Raw genomic sequence first — 20,120 nt, forward strand, 5'->3', positions numbered from 1 at the left:
TCAGCCACGCGGGCCGGCACGGCACAGGGAACAGACGTGTCAGCCCAGTTGGCGCCGGACCAGCTCATGGAAGAGCCCGCTCGTGTCCGCGAGAAGCTCGGCAGGCGTGCCCTCCTGGACGACGCGGCCGTCCGCCAGGGCGATCACCCGGTCCGCGTCCATGATGGTGGACAGACGGTGGGCGATCACGACACGGGTCGCGTTCAGCGCGCGGGTCGACTCGATCACCGTCCGCTGCGCCTCGTTGTCGAGAGCGCTCGTCGCCTCGTCGAAGAAGAGGACACGAGGCCTGCGGATGAGCGCCTGAGCGATCATCAGCCGCTGGCGCTGGCCGCCCGAGACGCTGCCTCCGCCGTCCGACAGCATCGTGTGCATGCCCATGGGCATCGCCTTGATGTCCTCCGCCAGGCCTGCCATCGCGGCTGCGGCCCACGCGTCCTCCAGCGGATACGATCCGGCGCCCCGGATGCAGTCGAGGACGGAACCGGAGAACGGCTGGGCGTTCTGGAGGACGACACCGCACTGGCGGCGCACCGCCGCCTGGTCGAGGGCCGCGAGGTCCTGACCGTCGTACCGCACGGTGCCGGAGGACGGCCGGTCGAAGCCGATGAGCAGCCGCAGGAGCGTGGACTTGCCACACCCGCTGGCCCCGACGATCGCGACGAACTCGCCCGGACGCACCCGGAGCCTGACCCCGTCGAGGACGAGCGGGCCGTCCTCGGTGTAGCGGTAGGACAGATCCTCGGCCTCGATCGCCCCGGTCAGCTCACCCGGCGGGGCGCTGGAGGCGCGTACCTCGGGCGTCTCCCGGAACACCGGCCTGATCTGTTCGAACATGGGCTGTACGGCGGCCGCCGAGAGGAGCGCGCCGGTCAGCTGCGTCACCGAGGACAGCATCATCGTGACGCCGGTGCTGAAGGTGAGGAACTCACTCGCGGACAGGGTGCCCCGGGCCGGGCCGGCCAGGAGCGCGAACATCACGAGGGTGCACAGCGGCAGACAGACCGCGCCGAGGACCGCGAGGACGTTCTTGATCCTCCCGATGCGCCGGTGCAGCCCCCGGGTCCGCGCGAACTGCCCCGCCCACGCGGCGTACGCGAAGCTCTCGGCCGCCGCGACGCGTAGCTTGGGCAGACCGCGCAGGGTCTGGAAGGCCTGGTTGTCGAGCTTGTTGCCGAGCCGTATCAGCTGTCGCTGGTACCGCAGCTGCCAGAGGCCCAGGCCCAGGAAGACCACGGCGGTGGCGAGCAGCAGGGCGAGCGCGACCAGGGCCAGGGGCACGCTGTAGACGAGGAGCAGCACCAGGTTCACCGTGCCGACGGTGCCCGCCTGGACGACCACCGGGCCGATGCCGGACAGCACCCGGCGGATGGCGCTGATGCCCATGGCCGCACTGGCCAGTTCACCGGTGGACCGCCCGGCGAAGAACGTCGTCGGCAGGCGAAGCAGCCGGTCCCAGACGGCCGGCTGGAGAGTGGCCTCGATGCGGCCCTCCATGCGGAGGATCGCGGTGTTCTGCAGCAGCATGAAGGCGGCCGACACGATGCTGGTCGCGATGATCGCGGAGCCGGCCTGGACGATGAGCCCGGTCTCGGCCGCGGGTACGTACGCGCCGAGCACCTTGCCGGTGGCGACGGGGACGAGCGCGCCGAGGGCGACCGCGACCAGCCCTCCGAGGAGCAGGTCGCGGAGCTCCGCCCGCGTGCCCCGGGCGCTGAACCGGAGCAGCCGCAGCAGGCCCAGGGGGCGGTCGGGCAGCGGCCGGTAGAACATGACGGCGCGCGGCGCGAACGCGGCGGCGCCGGTCCGGTCGACGCGCTCCCGCTCACCGGTGGCGGGGTCGAAGGCCGTGTACCGGCCACGTCGCCACAGCAGCGCGACGGGCGTCCCGTCCTCCGCGCGGTGGCCCACCAGGGGCCCGCTGTCCTCGCGCCACCACCGGTCGCCGAGCCGGACGCCCCGGGTGCGGATCCGGGAGGCGAGCGCGATGCGTTCGACGGGGTCGGGGTGTCCGGGGTCCGCGGCCATGCCGCCGGGCTCGGCGAGGGTGATGCGCGCGTCGCGGGCGACGGCCCGGCACACGGCGTAGGTCGTGTCGTCGGCACGGTCCCGGGGGACGCCGCCGGAGCGGCCGATGGAGGCGAGCAGCGTGTGGTCGGCGCGCGTACGGGCGGCGTGCCCGGCCTCGATCCCGGCGGCCGCGCGGTCCTCGTGGTCGCGTTCGAGCTGCTCGATCCGGTCGTCCAGGGCGTACAGCAGCCGGTACTGCTGGTCGACCATGCCCTGCCAGGTCGCGGGGTCGACGAGAAGGGTCCCGGCGCCATGGCCACTGTCGTACGTTCCGTAGCCGTCGTACGCCGCGTGGCCCTGGTGACCCGTCGCGTAGGCGGCTCCGTACGCGATGCTGCCGGGAGTGATCCGCATCCAGAGGACGTCGTCGTCGGCCGCGCCGGGGGCGTCGCCGGGGCTGCCGTCCAGGACCGCCTGGTACAGGACGCGCAGCCCGCGGCCGATGCCGAGGCTGAAGGCGTGCTCCAGGGGGCTGAGCGGGACCTCGGTCCCCATGCCGTACCCGCTCTGATCCTCGTACCACTGGCCGCCGAATCCCTGCTCCCCGTACGACTGGCCGACCGCGTAAGGCAGTTCGCTCAGCTCGACGCGGCGCAGCCGGCAGCCCTGTGCGGGACGGCCGATCAGGGTGCGCGTGGGCCCGTCGACCGGGCCGAGCAGCAGCGCGCCCGGTTCGAGGCGGCCCAGGAAGTGCCAGGGGCCGAGCCGCGCCGCGTCGACGGCGAACAGGTCGAGCGCACCCCCGACGACGAGCCAGAGGACGTGCGGGCCTTCCAGGGCGAAGCTGCGCAGGCCGGCGCAGTCGACCGCGGTGCCGAGGGCTCCGAGGGCGGCGACGACCGGGTCCGGGGCGAGGCCGTCGTGCCCGCCGATGGGCGGATGGGGGACGTTCACCTCAGTGCTCCTTGACCAGACCGGCGTACGTGCCCCGCGCGGCGAGGAGTTCTTCATGGCGCCCGCGTTCCACGACCGTGCCCCGGTCGAGCACGACGATCTCGTCGCTGTCGCGCACGGTGCTCAGCCGGTGGGCGATGACCACGCAGGCGCAGCCGCGACGCCGCAGGTTGTCGATGACGATCTGCTCGGTCGCCGCGTCGAGCGCGCTGGTCACCTCGTCGAGGATCAGGACGCTCGGGCGGCGCACCAGCGCGCGGGCGATCTCCAGGCGCTGCCGCTGGCCGCCGGAGAAGTTGCGGCCGTCCTGCTCGACGCGGGAGCGGATCCCGCCGGGGCGGCGGGCCACCTCGTCGTACACGGCGGCGTCCTGGAGGGCGGCGACGACGGCCTCGTCGGGGACGGACGGGTCCCAGAGCGCCACGTTGTCTCGGACCGTGCCCTCGAAGAGGAAGACGTCCTGGTCGACGAAGGAGACGGAGGCGGCGAGGGCACTGCGCGGGATGTCCTCCAGGCGCATCCCGTCGATGCGGATCGCGCCCTCCCACGGCGTGTAGAGCCCGGACATCAGCCGTGACACGGTGGACTTGCCGCTGCCGGAGCCGCCGACCAGGGCGACCTGCTGCCCGGGTCCGACGGTGAGCCGGAAGTCCTTGAGCAGCGGGGCGTCGAGAGGGCTGTAACCGAAGGTGACGCCCTCCAGTTCGACGTGGCCGGTGAGGCGGCGGGTGGCGGCGCCCGGGGCGCGCCGGGTGTGGACCGGGTCGACGGGGAAGTTCTCGACGTCGCGGAGGCGGGCGATGTCGGCGGCGAAGTCCTGGACGCGGCCCGCCACGCCGTTGAGCCGGGTGATCGGCGCGGTGAAGCCGGTCACGAGGGCCTGGAAGGCGACGAGCAGGCCGACGGTGAGATGCCCCTCCACCGCCCGCATGCCGCCGATCATGAGGATGAGCGCGCTGTTGAGCGCGGCGAGGGTGGGTGCGACGACAGCGAGCCAGGCGCTGGGCACGCCGAGCCGCTGCTGAACGTCGAGGGTGGTGGCGTGCTGTCCTGCCCAGCGCCGGAAGAAGCCGTCCTCGCCGCCGGTCGCCTTCATCGTCTCGATGAGCTGGAGTCCGCTGTACGCGGTGTTGGTGAGCCGGGCGCTCTCGGCGCGCAGCTTCTGCGTGCCGGTGGCCCGCAGGTGGACGACGATCCGGAGGGCGACGACGTTGAGCAGGGCGATCAGCACGCCGACGACGGTGAGTTGGGGGTCGTACGTCCAGAGCAGCACGGCGTAGAGCAGGACGACGACGGCGTCGACGGCCGCCGCGGCCAGGTCGCGGGCGAGGGTCTCGGCGACGGCGTCGTTCGTCTGCAGGCGTTGGACGAGGTCGGCCGGGTTCCGCTGGGCGTAGAAGGCGAGCGGGAGCCGGAGCAGATGCCGCAGGAAACGGGCGCTGCCCAGGGTGGAGGCGATGATCCGCCCGCGCAGCAGATTGGCCTGCTGGAGGGCGGTGAGGGTCGCGGTGAGGACGAGGGCGGTCGCCATCGCCGCGAAGACCACACCGAGCAGGGACGTCTGGTTCCCGATCAGGAACATGTCGATGTACGTACGGCTCAGGGCGGGCACCCACGCGCCGACGGCCACCAGGAGGAGGCTCGCGACGACCGCTGCGGCCATCGTGCCCGAAGTACCGCGCAGCCGGGCGGGCAGGGCGGCGAGGACACCGGGCCGGGTGCCGCCGCGACGGAAGCCGGCGCCCGGTTCGAAGGTCAGCACGATGCCGGTGAAGCTGGTGTCGAACTGGTCCATGGGGACGAAACGGCGCCCGCTGCCGGGGTCGTTGACGTACACCCCTGGCCGGCCGAGGCGGCGCCCCGTGCCCTCGTACACGACGTAGTGGTTGAACTCCCAGAAGAGCACGGCCGGAGCGGTCACCTCGGCGAGCGCGGCCAGGTCCATCTGCATGCCCTTGGCCTGGAGGCCGTAACCGCGCGCCGCCTTCAGGAGGTTGCCGGCCCGGGACCCGTCACGGGAGACGCCGCAGGCGATCCGGAGCTCTTCCAGCGGGACGAACCGGCCGTGGTGTCCGAGGACCATCGCGAGCGCGGCGGCGCCGCACTCGACCGCCTCCATCTGGAGCACGGTGGGGGTACGGACGGTACGGGGCCGTCGGCCCTTGGCGGCGGGTGTACGGCGCCGGGAACGGCCCGCCGGTGGGAGCCGGCGGTCCGTGGACCTGGCCCGGGACGGGGCGGCCGCCCGTGCCGCGCTCACGGCAGCAGCCAGTCGACGGGGCGCTGCGCGGACAGGTGGACGGCGCCGGTGACGGGCGTGCCGGACTCGGGGGCGTGCGGCGGCCCGTCCGAGGACGACCAGGCGTATCCGGAGGCGGTGGCGGGGGAGCGGTCCAGGGCCACCAGGACGGCGACCGGATCGCCCGCGCGGGAGAACCGCGCGGCGAGCCCGGCGTCGCCGAGGAAGGCACCGAGTTGCGCCTGCGTCTGCGGGGTGCGGCCGACGGCGGCGACACGGCCGCGGAGCACGCCGTACCGGTCGCGCGGGACGGACTGGACGCCCAGGTCGACGGGGGCGCCCACGCGGAGCGCGGCGGCGGTGTCCCCCGGCAGGTACAGGACGGCCCTCAACGGGGCGTCCCGGTCGGTCACGCGCTCGACGGTCGCCACATCGGCGCCGGTGGTGACGACCGAACCCAGCCTGGCGTACAGCGTGGTGACGCGACCGCCGGCCACGGCACGGACGGGCCGGTCGCCCTGTTCCGTGCGGACGGTCAGCAGCGGCGTGCCGGGGGCGACGGGCCGCCCCTCCTCGACGAGGACCTCGGTGACCTGCCCGGCGACCGGGCTCTGCAGCAGGTAGGTGCCCTCGGCGTGGGTGAGGAGGCCGGGCGCGTTCACCTTGGACGTCACCGTGCCGGTGAGGGCCCAGAAGCCCGCGGCGGCCATGACGACGACGGTGACGGCGAGCACGAGACGGCCCTGGGGGCGCGCGAAACGCACGGGGACGTCGAGTTCTTCGGGCGATTGCAGCTTGGAAAGCGCATTGCGGCGGAACTGCACGGACTATTCCTTCGGCTGCATTCTCTCGATTGTCACTGTCGGGCCGTCGGGGCCTTTTTCGGGCGTCCGTGAACCCCGGAACCGGAGAGGTTCCGGGGTTCACGGACAGTGTTCTGCCGGATACCGAATCAGATACCGATCCGGTTGCCGAATCAGATACCGGCGATACCGGTGACGCCCGCGGTGTTCACCGAGACGCCGGTGATGCCGGAGGCCAGGCCCGGGACGCCGGCGACGAGGCCCTCGACGCCCTGGACCGTCTGCAGGGAGCCGACGGTGCCGAGGAGGTTGGTGACGTCGCTGGTCACAGCGCCGGCAAGACCGCCGGAGATGGTGACGAGGCCGCCGGAGACGGCGTCGAGGTCGGCGTCGGAGATCTCAACGGTCTCAAGGTCGTGACGCATGATGCGCACCCTTCGTTCATGGGGGGAATCCGTCTTCTGCGGCCGCAGCGGGATTGATCAAATCACGTGAACGGTTGGCCGGAGAAATTCGGTCGGCGTTTCCGCGCGGGTGTTTCTGCACTGCGGGAAGCGGCCGTGCACCCACATTCACCGAATGGCGACACCTTCTCCTCGGAACCGAGTAACAGATTCGGCACCCCCGCCTCGCGCGAGGAACTTAAACGGACAGAAGGGTTCCGTCCGGGCGGCCCGGTGCCCCTGGCTGTCGGGGAACGGTGAAGGCGCCGCTCCCCGACACGCACACGTTGTGCAGGTTTCCGGCAGGCGCGGCGCCCCTCCCCGGGACGCTCCGGCCGGACTCAGGCCTCGGGAGCCATGTCGTACGTGACCCACATCGTGCGCGTGGCCACCTGGTCGTACTTGGACCGGGCGCGGTGGTTGTCGTCGGCGGTGATCCAGCGGACGACGCTCCAGCCGCGCTCGGCCCCGATCCCGCGCAGGGCACCGAGCAGCAGGTCCGCCACGCCGGAGCCGCGTTCGGCCGGATCCACGAAGAGGTCGTCGAGCCAGCCGCCGACGGTCGCGGACAGCGGGCGGGCGAAGGGCCGGAAGTGCGCGAGCCCGACGAGCCGTCCGTCGGCGGCCTCGGCCACGAGCCCCTCGACCTCGTGGCCCGGGTCGTGGATCCAGGACCAGACGAGCCGCGCGGCCTCCTCGGTCTGCTCCACCCGGTAGAAGTCGGCGTAGCCCCGGTAGAGGGCACACCACTGGTCGAAGTCGCCCTCCCGGACCGGACGGATCGAGACGGCGGCGGTGTCGGACATGTCTTCACGCTCCTCACGCACCGCTCCCTGCGGTGCGGACCAAGTGGATCACGCAGGGGATGACCTGCGGAGTTCGGTCCGGGCGCCGCCACGGCGGGCTTCTCCCGGAGGGCACTCGCACGGGCGTGCGATAGGTTCCCGACCATGACTCAACTCGGCCCGGCCGCTTGGCCACCCGCCCCGATGAAGACCGAACGGCTCGTGCTCCGAGAGTCCGAGGCCCGGGACCGCGCGGCGTTCGTCGCACTCTTCTCGTCGCCGGAGGTGGGCACCTACGTCGGCGGCCACCGTCCCGGCGACGAAGTCGACCGCGCGATGCCCGAGGTGCCCGGGCGGCGCCCCCGCCTCTTCGTGATCGAACTCGACGGAGCGATGATCGGCATGGTCACGCTGGACCGGCGCGGCGCGGACCGCCGGGGGCACGTCCGTCCGGAAGCCGAAGAGGCCGAGCTCGGCTACATGTTCCTGCCGGAGGCCTGGGGGCGCGGGTACGCCGCCGAGGCGTGCGCGGCGGCACTCACCTGGTTCGCCGACGCACACCCCGGCGAGCCGGTGGTCCTCTCCACCCGGACCGCCAACACCCGCGCCATGCGCCTCGCGGCGAAGCTTGGCTTCACCGAGGTGGAGCGGTTCGAGGAGTACGGCGCGGAGCAGTGGTTCGGGGTGTGGTCGGCGGGGACGCCGGCGGGCTGATCCTGGGCGGTCGGTCCGACGGCGGGTCGTCGTCCGGCATGCCGCGCCGCGTGATCGCGAGGCTGTCGCGGCCGGCTCCCTGAGCGCCTCGCTCGGCGAGATCCCCTCGTCCGCAGGCGTCCGGCACGACGCCCCGGTCCGAAGTCCGTCCCAACGCCCCCGCCCGCCGCAGCCGTTCACCTCCGGGAACGCGGAAGCCCCCGGCCGTCTCCCGCCGGAGACGGGAGACGGCCGGGGGCGTACCGGGATGGTTACCTCGCGAAGCCGTAGTCCAGGAGCTTCTTGACGTCGGCCGCCCTGTTCGCCTCGGACGGCGAGGCGAGCACCGTGCCGATGACCGTCTTCGTGCCACGGGTGGCGGCGAAGACGAGGCAGTACTTGGCCTGCGGACCCGAACCGGTCTTCACGCCGATCGCGCCGCTGTACGTGCTCAGGAGCTTGTTCGTGTTGGTCCACGACATGTACCGGTAACCACCGCTCTTGGTGGTCACCTTCTGCTGCGTGGACTTCGTCTTGACGACGGTGCGGAACGTGGAGTTCTTCATCGCGCTGCTGGCGATCTTCGTCAGATCACGCGGGGTCGAGTAGTTCTGCCCACTCCCTATTCCGTCGAACGAGTCGAAGTGGGTGTTGCGCAGGCCGAGCCGCCGCGCCTCGTCGTTCATCTTCCCGATGAACGACTTGACCCGGGCGTCCCGCGTGGTGCCGGTGCCGAACTTGTCGGCCAGCGCGTACGCGGCGTCGCAGCCCGAGGGCAGCATGAGGCCGTAGAGGAGCTGGCGGACGGTCACCTTGTCCCCGACGATGAGCCGGGCGGAGGAGGCGTTCTTGGCGACGATGTAGTCGCTGTAGGCCTTCTGGATCGTGACCTTGGCGTCGAGGTTGAGGTTCGGCTGGGAGAGCACGACCTTCGCGGTCATGATCTTCGTGGTGGACCCGGTCGACCGGCGGGTGTCCGCGGCCTTCCCGTACAGGGTCGTACCCGTCCCGTTGTTCATGACGAACCCGCCCGGTGCGGTGATCGACGGGGCGGGCGTGGCGGCTTGCGCCTGGCCGGCGAAGAAGCCGCCGGCCAGCACGGCCGAGGCCGTCAGCGAGACGGTCACGGCGCTGCGCAGGCCGAGTGTCGGAGTCAGCAAAGTCTTCTGTCCTTGGTAGAGATGGACGTCTTCCCGTGGGAGACGTACGAAAGGGCTCCAAGGATGCACTGAAGAGGCCGTGATCTTTCTCGCGCTCCCCGACACGCCTCCGGGACCGTCCGGGAAGGCCGCTGAGATCGGCGATGCGCAGGTCGCCGTCGGAGTCGAGCACTCCGATGCTCTTCTTCGTTTGACTCGGGGTCGGTCGCTAATCAGCGCTCAGGGCTGCATAGGCAGGGAAAGTCCGAAAAGTCGCCGCGACGAGAGTCGAAGCGGTGGCTGCGTGCGGTGCGCGCCAGGCGAGTGGTCAAGCCGTCGACGGCCCGCCGTGATGTTGTGCTCCTGTGCTCGAATGTAGTACTTCTTATACATGAGCGAGCAGGTGCACAACAGGCTGGCGGTTGTCAGGGCAGAGCGGAAAGTGTCGCGACAGGCACTCGCCGAGGCAGTGGGTGTCCACTACCAGACCATCGGCTACATCGAACGCGGCCAGTACAACCCCAGCCTCGACCTGGCCCTGAAAGTGGCCCGGTACTTCGGACTGCCGGTGGAGGCGCTGTTCTCCCTGGAGCCGTTCCAGCCGCTCACCGACGAGGTCTACGGGAGGAAGCAGTGATGACCGCGACGACGCGCTACGACCGACGGATGTACGCCGTGATGAACGACCGCCGGGCGGCCGCGGCCTATGCCACCGTGCCCAGGCGACGACTGATCGTGGGGGCGCACATCGCCCTCACCGTCACCGGAGTGGGCGCCTGGATCGGCACGGTGTTCGGGTCCGGATACGGGTTGTTGGCCTTGGTCGCCGCGGTACTGCTCCCCTGGATGCTGCTCACCGGCCTGCTCAACGGCTCGACGCGCGGACTCCTGGAGCTGCGCGGCCGGATGCTCGACGAGCGCCAGCTGGTCGAACGCGACCGGGTGCGCGCCCTGGCCCACCGCATCACCCTGTGGCTGCTCGTCGCCACGGCGTTCGGCGTCGGGGCCTACGGCGTCCTGGCGGACGCACCCCTCCAGTCCGCCGTGGCCCCGGTCCTCGTCGGCGTGCTCGCCGCGCACTGGATGATGCCGCTGTGGGTGGCGGGGCTGCGGGTCCAGGACGACCTGGGCGACGACGAGGACTGACACCGGCCGCTCCGGGGCGGGGCTCAGGCCCGCGTGGAGCTCAGGCCCCTTGCGGGGCTCAGGCCCCTTGCGGGGCTCAGGCCCCGTGCGGAGCTCAGGCCCCGTGCGGGGCGGTCGACTTCGCCGCCGTGACGAACGTACGGATCAGATCGTGGTCCTTGACGCCCGGGGCGGACTCGACGCCGCTGGACACGTCGACGCCCCAGGGGCGGGCACGGCCGATCGCCTCGCCGACGTTGTGCGGCGCGAGCCCGCCGGCGAGCAGCCAGGTCCCGTCGGGCCGGGCCGTCTCCAGCAGGGACAGGTCCCACGGCTCGCCGGAACCCGCCCGCGGCGAGTCGAGGAGGAGGACCTCCTCGCCGTAGGCGCCGACCCGCGTATCGGGCCGGTCGCTCAAGGACGTGGCACGCCACAGTCGCGGGAAGATCCCGACGGCGGCCGCGAAGTCCTCCTCGCCGTACGCCTTCCCGTGCAGCTGGAGGGCCCCGAAGCCGAGCTCACTCGCGATGCGGGCGGCTTCGGCGGCAGGGGTGTCGTTGACCACCAGGACGGAGAGGACGCTCTCCGGCACGTGGGCGGCGAGCCGTGCCGCGTGGTCCCGGTCGAGTCCGCGGACGCTGGTCCCGCTGATCACCAGACCGACGGCATCCGCCCCGGCCGCGACCGCCGCATCGATGTCGGCGGGCGTCTTGAGCCCGCACACCTTCACGAACACGTGTCTCTCCTCTGCTGGCCCGGCGCGGCACCCCGAGCCTACTCAACCTCCGCGCACCAGCCGAAACCGCAGGGCTCAGACCTGGACGTCGCCCCCGGTCCGCGCGTCGGCGCCGTCCGTGTCCAGGCCCGCCAGGAGGCGCAGCCCGTCCTCGGCGGAGCTGCCGGGGGCCGCGGACAGCACCAACAGCTCCATGCCGGACTCGTCCGGCAGCGCGAAGTTCTCGTGGTGCAGTTCGAGCAGGCCGACGAGCGGATGCCGGTACGCCTTGCGCCCATGGGTGCGGGCGCGCACGTCGGCACGCGCCCAGAGGCGGCGGAAGCGTTCGCTGCCCATGGCGAGCTCGCCGACGAGGGAGGCGAGACGCGGGTCGTCGGGGTGCTTGCCGGCGGCCAGGCGCAGATGCCCGACGACGTCGAGGGTGCACGTCTCCCAGTCCGCGTAGAGACCGCGCTCGGCCTCCTCCAGGAAGATGTGCCGGGCGGTGTTCAGGCCGGGGATCGGCCGGCCGTAGAGGAGCTTGGCGAGGCGGTTGCCGGCGAGGATGTCCAGGCGGTGGTTCATGATCAGCGCGGGTGCGCCGCCCACCAGGTCCAGGACGCGCAGCACCTCGGGCCTCAGGCGCCCCGCCGGCGCCTTCACCGGGCGGCGGCGCTGCCCGGCGAGCCGGTGGAGGTGCCCGCGCTCGGTCTCGTCGAGGCCCAGGACACGGGCGAGCGCGTCGAGCACCTGGGCCGACGGCTGGGTCGCGCGGCCCTGCTCCAGGCGTACGTAGTAGTCGACGCTGACCCCCGACAGGTGCGCGACCTCCTCGCGGCGCAGCCCCTCGACCCGGCGGCGGCTGTCGGTCGGGATGCCGACGGCGGCGGGGTCGATACGGGAACGCCTGGTCCGCAGGAAGCCCGCAAGATCGTCCATGCCCCCCAGTATGGCCGCGGCGGCTCCCGCGAAGGTGGCCCTGCCGTTACCAGGAAGCGCGGTCCGACGGAAGAAGCGTCCCTGAACACCGGCCGCCGCGGCGCCCAGGATCGAAGACGTCCGCATCGAAGTCATCCGATCCGAAGGAGTCCCCCATGAAGACGCTGATCGTCCACGCCCACCCGGAGCCCAAGTCGCTCAACAGCTCGCTGAAGGACCTCGCCGTGTCCACCCTGGAGTCCGCGGGGCACGAGGTACGGGTGAGCGATCTGTACGCGATGAACTGGAAGGCCGTCGTGGACGCCGCCGACTACGGCCCCGCCGCCTCCAGCCCGCTGAAGGTCGCGCTCGACTCCGGCCGGGCCTTCGACGCCGGGACGCTCACCCCGGACGTCGCGGCCGAGCAGGAGAAGCTCCTGTGGGCCGACACGATCATCTTCCAGTTCCCGCTCTGGTGGTACACGATGCCCGCGATCCTCAAGGGCTGGGTGGACCGGGTGTTCACCTACCACTTCGCCTACGGAGTCGGCGAGCACAGCGACACCAAGTACGGCGAGCGCTTCGGCGAAGGCACCCTCGCGGGCAAGAAGGCGCTGCTGTCGGTGACCGTCGGCGGCCCGCAGTCGCACTACGCCGCACGCGGGATCAACGGTCCCATCGACGACCTGCTGTTCCCGATCCACCACGGCATCCTCTACTACCCCGGCATCGAGCCGCTGCCGCCGTTCGTCCAGTACGGCAGCGACCGGATGACCGACGAGGACTACCGGGGCGTCGCGAAGGCCTGGCGGCAGCGCCTGCTCACGCTGGAGTCGACGGAGCCGATCCCCTTCCGCCGGCAGAACTTCGGCGACTACGAGATCCCCTCGCTGCACCTGAAGGAGGGGCTGGAGCCGAACGGCCGCACGGGATTCGCCCTGCACGTCCGCGACTGACACCGGCGCGGTCCGCTGCCCCCCGGGGATGACGCTTGACCCTCACGTGACGTGATGCCACATAGTCGGCGGCGTGGAAGAGCACCTGACCGTGGGACGCGTCGCCGAACTGGCCGGTGTGAGCGTCCGCACCCTGCATCACTACGACGAGATCGGCCTCGTACAGCCGTCCGCGCGCACCTCGGCCGGATATCGGGCCTACGCGGCGGGCGACGTGGAACGCCTGCGGGAGGTGCTCGCCTACCGGCGGCTGGGCTTCGGACTGCGCGAGATCGCGGATCTCGTCGACGACCCGACCACCGACGCGGTCGCGCACCTGCACCGGCTGCGCGGCCTGCTGCTCGACCAGCGCGACCGCGCTGCCGCCATGGTGACGGCCATCGACAGGGAACTGGAGGCACGGGCAATGGGGATCCGTACGACGCCCGAGGAACAACTCAAGCTGTTCGAAACGCAGTTGTACGAGACCATCGGCGCCGCGTACCCGGCGACGCGGCGCACCGAGCCGCGGATCGCCGAGAGGGTCTGGGAGGCGCTCGGGGACGCGCGGACGGTACTGAACGTGGGTGCAGGAACCGGCTCGTACGAGCCCCCGGACCGCGATGTGACGGCGGTCGAGCCGTCGGCGGTGATGCGGGCCCAGCGTCCCGCGGGCGCGGCGCCGTGCGTGGCGGCCGCCGCGGAGAGCCTGCCGTTCGAGGACCGGTCCTTCGACGCCGCGATGGCGTTCAGCACCGTTCACCACTGGCAGGACCCGATCGCCGGGCTGCGGGAGATGCGGCGGGTGGCCAAGCGCGTGGTGGTGTTCACGCACGACGCCGGCGACACCGGTTGGCGTCACCGCTTCTGGCTCACCCGGGACTACCTCCCCGAGGTCGCCGGCCTGGTCGCCGGCCGGCCCTCGGTGGACCAGCTGGCCGGCGCGATCGGGGCCCGCCTGGAGCCGGTCCTCATCCCGTGGGACTGCGCCGACGGCTTCTTCGAGGCCTACTGGCGCCGACCCGAGGCGTACCTGGACGACCATGTACGCCGCGCGGTCTCGGTATGGACCAGGGTCGGAGCCCAGGCCGAGCACCGCGCGGTGAACAGCCTGCGCGAGGACCTTGCCTCAGGCCGATGGTCCGAACGAAACCCGGAACTCGCCGGCCTCGACGCAGCGGAGCTGGGCCTCCGCCTGCTCGTGGCCTGGAGAGCCTGACAGGACGTCGACAGCAGGGGCGACAGGATTCGAACCTGCGGCATCCGGTTTTGGAGACCGGCGCTCTGGCCAGCTGAGCTACACCCCTTCGGTGCGTGCAGCTTGGCACGGTGCCGGATGCGTGCGCCACCCGTTTTCGCCGCGCTCCGGCGCACGGGCCACGTGCCGTGTTCCCTGACGTCCTCTACGGTCGGTCCATGGTGATCACATGGGGCGAGCCGCGCAGGCTCGGTGTTCCGGACGCCGAGGCGCGGTTGCGCTTCGCGGCGGAGCGGCAGGAAGCGGGTGGCGGCCCGGGGCGCCGCTTGCTCGTCGTCGACGGCGAACCGGCCTTCGAACTCAGTGCCTGGTGCGGCACGTGCGCGTTCCTGTTCTCCCGGCTGGAGACCGCCACGCAGACGCTGTCGTCGGCAGGCGTGCAGGAGCAGCTCGCCGGCACGCTGGACGATCCGGACGCGGGAGGCGTGATCGACGCGTTCGGTGCGTTGCTGCCGGCGGGGGAGTACCTCCCTGTGCTGCTCCGCATCGAGCCGCGACCGGTCGTTCCCGGCAAGGAAGGCGACTACTTCAGCGGCGAGCAGGTGGCCACGTGGGGACTCGACGACTTCTGGGGCCTCCCGCAGTACCCGCACACGCCGTACTACCGAACCTTCGAGACGGCAGTGGACGCATCGGCGCACCTCTACGAGTTCGTCGTGCCCATGGTGCCCCCGACGTGGAACGACAGGCGGCGTGTCGACGAGTACGCCGAACTCATGGCCCGGGGAACCGTCCCGACGGCGGTGGCGGTCTCGACGCTTGACGTGTGCGAACCCGCTTCCGCCCGGTCGGCCGACCACTACCGCCACTGGGGCCTGACGCACTTCCTCCTCGACGGCCACCACAAACTGGAGGCCGCGGCCACCACGGGCCGCCCGGTGCAGCTGCTCTCGCTCCTGGCCCTGGGCGAGGGCCTGGCAGGGGCCGAGGACCACGCGCGACTGCCGACCCTGCGCACGCGACCCCGCTCGGCCCGGACGAACGGCATGTGAATCCGAGTCACGGCACCAGGTGGTTCTCCAGGTCGGTGAGCGTGGTGCGGAGCCAGGTGAGTTCCGTGCGGGTGGTGGCGCGGGCGATGGTCAGGACGCCCTGGCGGAACGGGTCGTCCAGGTCCTCGGCGCGCAGGGGGTGTTCGCCGGCGTAGAAGAAGCTGGTGGGTTCTTCGAGGAAGGTGAGGCGGCGGCGCAGGACGGTGGCCTGGGCGGTGGGGTCGTCCAGGTGGCGCAGGAAGGCCAGGAGGGTGAACCAGCGGTTCTCGTCGGTCACGTCGGGGCCTTCGGCGTCGGCGAGGCGGCGCCGGAGTTCGTCCCGGCCGGCGGGGGTCAGGGTGAGGACCTGGCGGGGGGCGGCGGCCGGGCCGGGCCGGGTCTCGCGGACCAGCAGGCCGGCCTTCTCCAGGCGCTTGATCGCCGGGTACAGCGTGGACTCGCCGACCGGGCGTACGTGGCCGGTGAGGGCGGTGATGCGTTTGCGCAGCTCGTAGCCGTGCAGCGGGGTCTCGTAGAGGAAACCGAGGATCGACAGTTCCAGCATCCCCGCATTCTCTCCCACGATGACGCTGCCGTAGTACTACGGTGACGTAGTACTGTGATGCCGATGTATTCGAGAGGGGAGTGGACTGTGCGCGAGGCGCGATTCGACGAGCGGGGCAGTGTCATCCGATGGACCGAGGCGGCCGGCGAAGGGCCCGCCGTGGTGTTCGTGCACGGCCTGGGCGCCGCGTCGACCGTGTACCACGCGCACATCGCGGCCCGGCCCGAACTCGCCGGCCGGCAGGTTCTCTTCGTCGACCTGCCGGGACACGGCATCAGCGATCGGCCCGACGACTTCGCCTACCGCCTCGAGGACCACGCGGACGCCCTCGCCGCCGCGCTCGACGCGGCCGGGGTGCGCGGCGGAGTGATCGCCGGGCACAGCATGGGCGGTGCGGTCGCCATCGTGCTCGCCCACCGCAGGCCCGACCTGGTGGGGCGGCTCGTCGTCACCGAGGGCAACCTCGACCCGTTCCCGGCGCCCACGGCGGGCAGCAGCGGGATCGCGTCGTACACGGAGGAGGAGTTCGTACGGGGCGGGGGCTTCGCCCGTGTCCTGGAGCGCGTCGGCCCCACCTGGGCGGCCACCATGCGTCTCGCCGACCCGCTCGCGCTGCACCGGTCCGCCGTGCACCTGGTACAGGGCACCGATCCCGTGATGCGGGAGATGCTGATCCGCTCTTCCGTTCCGCGGGTGTACCTGCAGGGCGAACTGAGCGGCGAACTGCCGGGTGCGGACGGGCTCCGGGAGGCCGGCGTGGACGTCGTGAACGTCCCCGGCGCCGGCCACAACATCATGTTCGACAACCCCGACGCCTTCGCCGCTGCGGTGGCCGGCTAGCGGCAGCCCGCGCCACCCGTCGGAGCACTGTCTCGACGACCTTGCGGAGCCCTAGAGAGCAGGCTCCTGGACGGGATCCCGGGTTTCCGAAGCCGGGGCGGCCGCTCGCAGCGCCGCCTCGACCCTGCGGTTGCTGGTCATGGTCGCGGTGACGGCGGTCATGGTGAGGAGGAGGCCGGCGGCGGTGTAGAGCGGGGTGCGCACGTCGTAGGTGGTGGCCAGCCAGCCGCCGAGGAAGGCGCCGAACGGGGCGGCGCACATGGCGAGCATGCGGGAGGTGGAGGCCACCCGGCCCATCAGGTGGGCGGGGACGATCGTCTGCCGGAGGGAGGGGGCGAGCACCATCGTGGCGCCCATGGCCGCGCCGCAGACGGCGAGCGAGAGGCCGGCCGCGTACGGGTTCGGGGCGGCGGCGAGGCCCAGGATGGCGAGTCCCTCGACCGCGGCCGTGAAGGTCAGTGCGGCGCCTGTGCCGAGGCGCCGGCCGAGGAAGGAGGCGATGGCCGCGCCGAGCAGACCGCCGGTGGCCTCCGCCGTGAGGAGCAGGCCGAAGCCGAAGGTGCCGATGCCGAGACGATCGTGCGCGAAGAGGGCGAGTACGGTCTCGACGGCGAGGAAGGCGATGTTCCCGACGGCCGGACGTAGCGCGAGCCCGAGCAGCACCCGGTCCCGGAACACGTACGAGGCGCCGGCCCGTGCCTGCCGCAGCAGCGACTCACGGGCCTGTGGTACGGGCGGGGGAGCGGCAGGCAGCGACCGTACGAGCAGTGCCGAGACCGCGAACGAGACCGCGTCGGCGACCAGTGGAACCGCCCGCCCGAGCGTGAGCAGGGCACTGCCCGCGGGCGGCCCGGCGAAGCCGGACATGGCGGTCTGGGCACCGCGCAGACGGGAGTTGGCGCGCTCCAGGAGCGCGGGGTCGCGACCGAGCAGATCCGGCAGGTAGGCCGTGGCGGCCGTGTCGAAGAAGAGCCCGCCGATGCCGAGGAAGAAGGCGACGGCCGCGAGCAGTGGAATGCTCAGCACGTCGAGCGCGGCCGCTGCCGCCGGTATCGCGAGCAGCGCCGCACGCGTCGCGTCCGCGACCCACATCGTGCGCCGGCGGTCCCAGCGGTCCACCAGCGCACCGCCGAGCACCCCGAAGAGCAGCCACGGCAGCGTTCCGGCGGCCGTGACGACGGCGAGCGCCAACGGATCCCGCGTCAACGTCAACGCGAGCAGCGGCAGCGCGGCGTGCGTCACCCCGTCACCGAGCGAGGACACCGTCTGTGCGGTCCACAGCCGTCCGAAACCGGTCGGCAACTTCCTGAGGTCTGTGGTCACTTGGCCTCCCCTTCGGTCTGCTTGACGGCTGCCGGGTGGAACAGGGCGAAGACGAGCGAGGCGTCCGGCAGCGACGGATCGGACAGCGCCCGGTACTCGTTCGCCAGCGCCTCGAGCCGCGCCCCCAGCTCGGCGAACTGCTCTTCGGTGAGCCGGAGATGAGCCATCCCCACGTGCCGCTCGCCGTCCGCCGGGGATGCCTCCAGGTCCGCCACCGCGTGCCGCATCAGCACGTCCGGGCCTCCCTCGCCCGGATCCGGCAGCACGATCGACCGCGCGGCCATCGCGTAGTACCGCTCGGTGACGCCCCGGACCTTCCGGGTCCGCACCACCTTCACCAGGCCGGCCCGTTCGAGCAGTCGTACGTGGTAGCTGGAACTCCCCTTCGCGAGGCCCACTCGTTCGGCGATCTGCGTGATCGTCGAGGGCTCGAAGCGGAGCACGGCCATGATCCGGTGACGCGTGAGGTTGGAGACGGCGCGTAGCTGTTCGTCAGTGGTGACGTGGAACGCCTCGGGAAGATCGTCGGTTGTCATGCCCCCAATGGTCAACACTTCTTGACCATTTGGCAAGGGGTTCGGCTCGGACAACTCTCGAATCAGGGGCCGACGTACTCGTACGCGCCCCCGTGCGGGTGTCGCAGTACCGCTCGGTGGCCGTTGGGGGTGGGCTGCGCCGGCATCACCACCGTGGCTCCGGCCGCAACCGCCTCCTCGACGGCGGTGGTCAGGTCTGCGACCGCCAGGGTGGCGCTCACCCCGGCGACTCTCCGCACCGCCTCGTCCGGACCGCAGAACAGCAGGAAGGGTCCGACGCTCGCCAACTGCACACCGGCGAACTCGAAGCGGCCGGCGGTCTGACCCGTCAGTCGCTCGTAGAAGGGGATGGCCGCCTCCAGGTCGTCTACGCGCTGTCGTGCGATCACCGAGTCGATCTTCATGGGCATGCTGCAACTCCTCGTCCGGGGCGGGGCTCTGTGTGAGCGGATGGCAGGCGCGGCCCGGTCTCGGGCCGGGCCTGCCGCATCCGGTCCGCGTCGCCTCACTGACGGATGCCGACGGGGGAGTGTGACAGCTGGGCCGAGGGGGCGGGCCGGGGTGCTGGTTACAGAGGTGTGCCACCGTCAACACCCTTTCCTCAGTACTTACTTCACCTCTTGACGCAAGCTGGTCCAGACCTCTAGTTTCACGGTCGCACGACGACCCCGTTGTCCCCCACCATCGGCCGACCCGTTCGGCAAGGAGTTCTGCGTGCCCATCAGCCTGCGTTCCCTCCGCACCCGCCGCCGTCAGCGCACCCGTTCGCTGCCGGTCCTCGTCGTCCTCTCGGTGGTTCTCTCCGCCGTCCTCTCCGCCCTGTTCGCCGTCGTGCCCGCCCAGGCCGCCGAGGGCTCGATCACCGGCCTCGCCGGCAAGTGCGTCGACGTCGCCGGCGCCTCCAGCGCCAACGGAACCGCCGTACAGCTCTACGCCTGCAACGGCACCAACGCCCAGCGGTGGTCCAACCCCGGTGACGGCACCCTGCGAGCCCTCGGCAAGTGCCTGGACGTCGTCGACCGCAGCACCGCGAGCGGAGCCTCGGTCCAGCTGTGGGACTGCACCGGCGGCGCCAACCAGCAGTGGGTGGTCACCGCCGCGCACGACATCGTCAACCCGGCCGCCGACAAGTGCCTGGACGTCCGCGGCAACAGCAGCGCCGACGGCACCCGGCTGCAGATCTGGACCTGCACGGGCGCGGCGAACCAGAAGTGGAACGCCCCCGCGAGCGGCGGCGGCACGCCGTCCGGATTCGTCGTCACCGAGGCGCAGTTCAACCAGATGTTCCCGAACCGGAACTCCTTCTACACGTACAGCGGCCTCATCGCCGCCCTCGGCGCCTACCCCGGCTTCGCCAACACCGGCAGCGACACGGTGAAGAAGCAGGAGGCCGCGGCGTTCCTCGCCAACGTCAACCACGAGACCGGCGGCCTCGTCCACATCGTCGAGCAGAACACCGCCGACTACCCGCACTACTGCGACTGGAGCCAGCCGTACGGCTGCCCGGCCGGCCAGGCCGCCTACTACGGCCGCGGCCCCATCCAGCTCAGCTGGAACTTCAACTACAAGGCGGCGGGCGACGCCCTCGGCATCGACCTCCTGAACGACCCCTACCGCGTCGAGCGCGACGCGGCCGTCGCCTGGAAGACGGGCCTCTGGTACTGGAACACCCAGTCCGGTCCCGGCACGATGACCCCGCACAACGCCATGGTCAACGGCGCCGGCTTCGGCCAGACGATCCGCAGCATCAACGGCTCCCTGGAATGCGACGGCCGCAACCCCGCGCAGGTGCAGAGCCGCGTGGACGCGTACAACCGGTTCACCGGGATCCTGGGGGTGGCGCCGGGCGGCAACCTCTACTGCTGAGG

Annotated in this window: 20 protein-coding genes and 1 tRNA gene; 8 read left to right on the top strand and 13 right to left on the bottom strand. The window is 71.7% G+C overall.

Features of this window, described 5'->3' with window-relative positions:
• Nucleotides 1-39: 39 nt before the first annotated feature.
• The 5 genes from ACFYX3_RS10895 to ACFYX3_RS10915 form a co-directional block, all read right to left on the bottom strand.
• Entirely contained in the window at nt 40-2,964 is a 2,925-nt protein-coding gene (locus ACFYX3_RS10895) for an NHLP bacteriocin export ABC transporter permease/ATPase subunit (RefSeq protein ID WP_389010903.1), read from the bottom strand.
• A 1-nt stretch (nt 2,965) separates the two neighbouring features.
• A complete protein-coding gene (locus ACFYX3_RS10900) occupies nt 2,966-5,224 on the bottom strand; it encodes an NHLP family bacteriocin export ABC transporter peptidase/permease/ATPase subunit (protein WP_389010906.1) in 2,259 nt (752 codons plus the stop codon).
• Nucleotides 5,221-6,027 carry an HlyD family efflux transporter periplasmic adaptor subunit gene (locus tag ACFYX3_RS10905; RefSeq protein ID WP_389010909.1) on the bottom strand — a complete coding sequence of 269 codons (807 nt, stop codon included), beginning with the start codon at nt 6,025-6,027 and terminating at the stop codon, nt 5,221-5,223. Before ACFYX3_RS10905 ends, ACFYX3_RS10900 begins: the two co-directional genes overlap by 4 nt.
• Before the next feature lie 152 nt (nt 6,028-6,179).
• Nucleotides 6,180-6,431 (bottom strand): hypothetical protein, encoded by a 252-nt coding sequence (locus ACFYX3_RS10910; protein ID WP_376586758.1) that lies wholly within the window; start codon nt 6,429-6,431, stop codon nt 6,180-6,182.
• 359 nt (nt 6,432-6,790) lie between these two features.
• On the bottom strand, nt 6,791-7,255 hold the full coding sequence (locus tag ACFYX3_RS10915; RefSeq protein WP_389010912.1) for a GNAT family N-acetyltransferase: 465 nt from the start codon (nt 7,253-7,255) through the stop codon (nt 6,791-6,793).
• 144 nt (nt 7,256-7,399) lie between these two features.
• Between ACFYX3_RS10915 and ACFYX3_RS10920 the strand changes: the two genes are divergently transcribed.
• A complete protein-coding gene (locus tag ACFYX3_RS10920; RefSeq protein WP_389010915.1) occupies nt 7,400-7,948 on the top strand; it encodes a GNAT family N-acetyltransferase in 549 nt (182 codons plus the stop codon).
• 251 nt (nt 7,949-8,199) lie between these two features.
• On the opposite strand, the gene ACFYX3_RS10925 is transcribed toward ACFYX3_RS10920, so the two are convergent.
• Nucleotides 8,200-9,066 (bottom strand): D-alanyl-D-alanine carboxypeptidase family protein, encoded by an 867-nt coding sequence (locus ACFYX3_RS10925; protein WP_389011521.1) that lies wholly within the window; start codon nt 9,064-9,066, stop codon nt 8,200-8,202.
• Nucleotides 9,067-9,457: 391 nt separating this feature from the next.
• Between ACFYX3_RS10925 and ACFYX3_RS10930 the strand changes: the two genes are divergently transcribed.
• Together ACFYX3_RS10930 and ACFYX3_RS10935 are read left to right on the top strand one after the other, a co-directional pair.
• Nucleotides 9,458-9,703, top strand: a complete 246-nt coding sequence (locus tag ACFYX3_RS10930; protein ID WP_376583977.1) for a helix-turn-helix transcriptional regulator — start codon at nt 9,458-9,460, stop codon at nt 9,701-9,703.
• The gene (locus ACFYX3_RS10935) at nt 9,703-10,212 is read left to right on the top strand and encodes a hypothetical protein (protein ID WP_389010920.1); all 510 of its coding nucleotides are present in this window, start codon (nt 9,703-9,705) and stop codon (nt 10,210-10,212) included. The genes ACFYX3_RS10930 and ACFYX3_RS10935 overlap by 1 nt, the downstream gene beginning before the upstream one ends.
• A 94-nt stretch (nt 10,213-10,306) precedes the next feature.
• Here ACFYX3_RS10935 and ACFYX3_RS10940 read toward each other — a convergent pair whose 3' ends face one another.
• Both ACFYX3_RS10940 and ACFYX3_RS10945 read right to left on the bottom strand, forming a co-directional pair.
• Nucleotides 10,307-10,927, bottom strand: coding sequence for a phosphoribosylanthranilate isomerase (locus ACFYX3_RS10940; protein ID WP_389010923.1), 621 nt, complete (start codon nt 10,925-10,927; stop codon nt 10,307-10,309).
• Between the two features lie 75 nt (nt 10,928-11,002).
• Entirely contained in the window at nt 11,003-11,845 is an 843-nt protein-coding gene (locus ACFYX3_RS10945; protein ID WP_389010926.1) for a helix-turn-helix transcriptional regulator, read from the bottom strand.
• Nucleotides 11,846-12,000: 155 nt separating this feature from the next.
• On the opposite strand from ACFYX3_RS10945, the gene ACFYX3_RS10950 reads away from it, so the two are divergent.
• On the top strand, nt 12,001-12,780 hold the full coding sequence (locus ACFYX3_RS10950) for an NAD(P)H-dependent oxidoreductase (RefSeq protein ID WP_389010930.1): 780 nt from the start codon (nt 12,001-12,003) through the stop codon (nt 12,778-12,780).
• A 73-nt stretch (nt 12,781-12,853) separates the two neighbouring features.
• Entirely contained in the window at nt 12,854-13,978 is a 1,125-nt protein-coding gene (locus tag ACFYX3_RS10955) for a MerR family DNA-binding transcriptional regulator (RefSeq protein WP_389010933.1), read from the top strand.
• Between the two features lie 14 nt (nt 13,979-13,992).
• On the opposite strand, the gene ACFYX3_RS10960 is transcribed toward ACFYX3_RS10955, so the two are convergent.
• Nucleotides 13,993-14,066: transfer RNA gene (locus ACFYX3_RS10960), tRNA-Trp, on the bottom strand.
• A gap of 109 nt (nt 14,067-14,175) precedes the next feature.
• Between ACFYX3_RS10960 and ACFYX3_RS10965 the strand changes: the two genes are divergently transcribed.
• Nucleotides 14,176-15,009: a hypothetical protein gene (locus ACFYX3_RS10965; protein WP_389010936.1), complete on the top strand. Its 834-nt coding sequence runs from the start codon at nt 14,176-14,178 to the stop codon at nt 15,007-15,009.
• A 7-nt stretch (nt 15,010-15,016) separates the two neighbouring features.
• Here the strand turns inward: ACFYX3_RS10965 and ACFYX3_RS10970 are convergent, their stop codons facing one another.
• A complete protein-coding gene (locus tag ACFYX3_RS10970; protein WP_389010939.1) occupies nt 15,017-15,553 on the bottom strand; it encodes a PadR family transcriptional regulator in 537 nt (178 codons plus the stop codon).
• A gap of 87 nt (nt 15,554-15,640) precedes the next feature.
• Between ACFYX3_RS10970 and ACFYX3_RS10975 the strand changes: the two genes are divergently transcribed.
• Complete coding sequence (locus tag ACFYX3_RS10975; protein ID WP_389010942.1) at nt 15,641-16,393, top strand: alpha/beta fold hydrolase; 753 nt, start codon at nt 15,641-15,643, stop codon at nt 16,391-16,393.
• Nucleotides 16,394-16,444: 51 nt separating this feature from the next.
• Here ACFYX3_RS10975 and ACFYX3_RS10980 read toward each other — a convergent pair whose 3' ends face one another.
• The 3 genes from ACFYX3_RS10980 to ACFYX3_RS10990 form a co-directional block, all read right to left on the bottom strand.
• Entirely contained in the window at nt 16,445-17,716 is a 1,272-nt protein-coding gene (locus ACFYX3_RS10980) for an MFS transporter (protein ID WP_389010945.1), read from the bottom strand.
• Entirely contained in the window at nt 17,713-18,252 is a 540-nt protein-coding gene (locus ACFYX3_RS10985) for a transcriptional regulator (RefSeq protein ID WP_184932827.1), read from the bottom strand. Before ACFYX3_RS10985 ends, ACFYX3_RS10980 begins: the two co-directional genes overlap by 4 nt.
• Nucleotides 18,253-18,314: 62 nt before the next feature.
• Nucleotides 18,315-18,662: a VOC family protein gene (locus tag ACFYX3_RS10990; protein ID WP_389010948.1), complete on the bottom strand. Its 348-nt coding sequence runs from the start codon at nt 18,660-18,662 to the stop codon at nt 18,315-18,317.
• A gap of 358 nt (nt 18,663-19,020) precedes the next feature.
• Here ACFYX3_RS10990 and ACFYX3_RS10995 point away from each other — a divergent pair, with 358 nt between their 5' ends.
• Nucleotides 19,021-20,118, top strand: coding sequence for a glycoside hydrolase family 19 protein (locus ACFYX3_RS10995; RefSeq protein ID WP_389011524.1), 1,098 nt, complete (start codon nt 19,021-19,023; stop codon nt 20,116-20,118).
• Nucleotides 20,119-20,120: the final 2 nt, after the last annotated feature.

The sequence above is a fragment of the Streptomyces sp. NPDC002463 genome (assembly GCF_042889835.1).
In the GTDB taxonomy this organism is placed as follows: Bacteria; Actinomycetota; Actinomycetes; order Streptomycetales; family Streptomycetaceae; genus Streptomyces; species Streptomyces nymphaeiformis.

What these genes read in the sequence shown, in the direction of transcription:
- ACFYX3_RS10910 (WP_376586758.1), bottom strand. Translation starts at nt 6,431, where the DNA reads ATGCGTCACGACCTTGAGACCGTTGAGATCTCCGACGCCGACCTCGAC.
- ACFYX3_RS10915 (WP_389010912.1), bottom strand. Translation starts at nt 7,255, where the DNA reads ATGTCCGACACCGCCGCCGTCTCGATCCGTCCGGTCCGGGAGGGCGAC.
- ACFYX3_RS10920 (WP_389010915.1), top strand. Translation starts at nt 7,400, where the DNA reads ATGACTCAACTCGGCCCGGCCGCTTGGCCACCCGCCCCGATGAAGACC.
- ACFYX3_RS10930 (WP_376583977.1), top strand. Translation starts at nt 9,458, where the DNA reads ATGAGCGAGCAGGTGCACAACAGGCTGGCGGTTGTCAGGGCAGAGCGG.
- ACFYX3_RS10935 (WP_389010920.1), top strand. Translation starts at nt 9,703, where the DNA reads ATGACCGCGACGACGCGCTACGACCGACGGATGTACGCCGTGATGAAC.
- ACFYX3_RS10945 (WP_389010926.1), bottom strand. Translation starts at nt 11,845, where the DNA reads ATGGACGATCTTGCGGGCTTCCTGCGGACCAGGCGTTCCCGTATCGAC.
- ACFYX3_RS10950 (WP_389010930.1), top strand. Translation starts at nt 12,001, where the DNA reads ATGAAGACGCTGATCGTCCACGCCCACCCGGAGCCCAAGTCGCTCAAC.
- ACFYX3_RS10965 (WP_389010936.1), top strand. Translation starts at nt 14,176, where the DNA reads ATGGTGATCACATGGGGCGAGCCGCGCAGGCTCGGTGTTCCGGACGCC.
- ACFYX3_RS10970 (WP_389010939.1), bottom strand. Translation starts at nt 15,553, where the DNA reads ATGCTGGAACTGTCGATCCTCGGTTTCCTCTACGAGACCCCGCTGCAC.
- ACFYX3_RS10985 (WP_184932827.1), bottom strand. Translation starts at nt 18,252, where the DNA reads ATGACAACCGACGATCTTCCCGAGGCGTTCCACGTCACCACTGACGAA.
- ACFYX3_RS10990 (WP_389010948.1), bottom strand. Translation starts at nt 18,662, where the DNA reads ATGCCCATGAAGATCGACTCGGTGATCGCACGACAGCGCGTAGACGAC.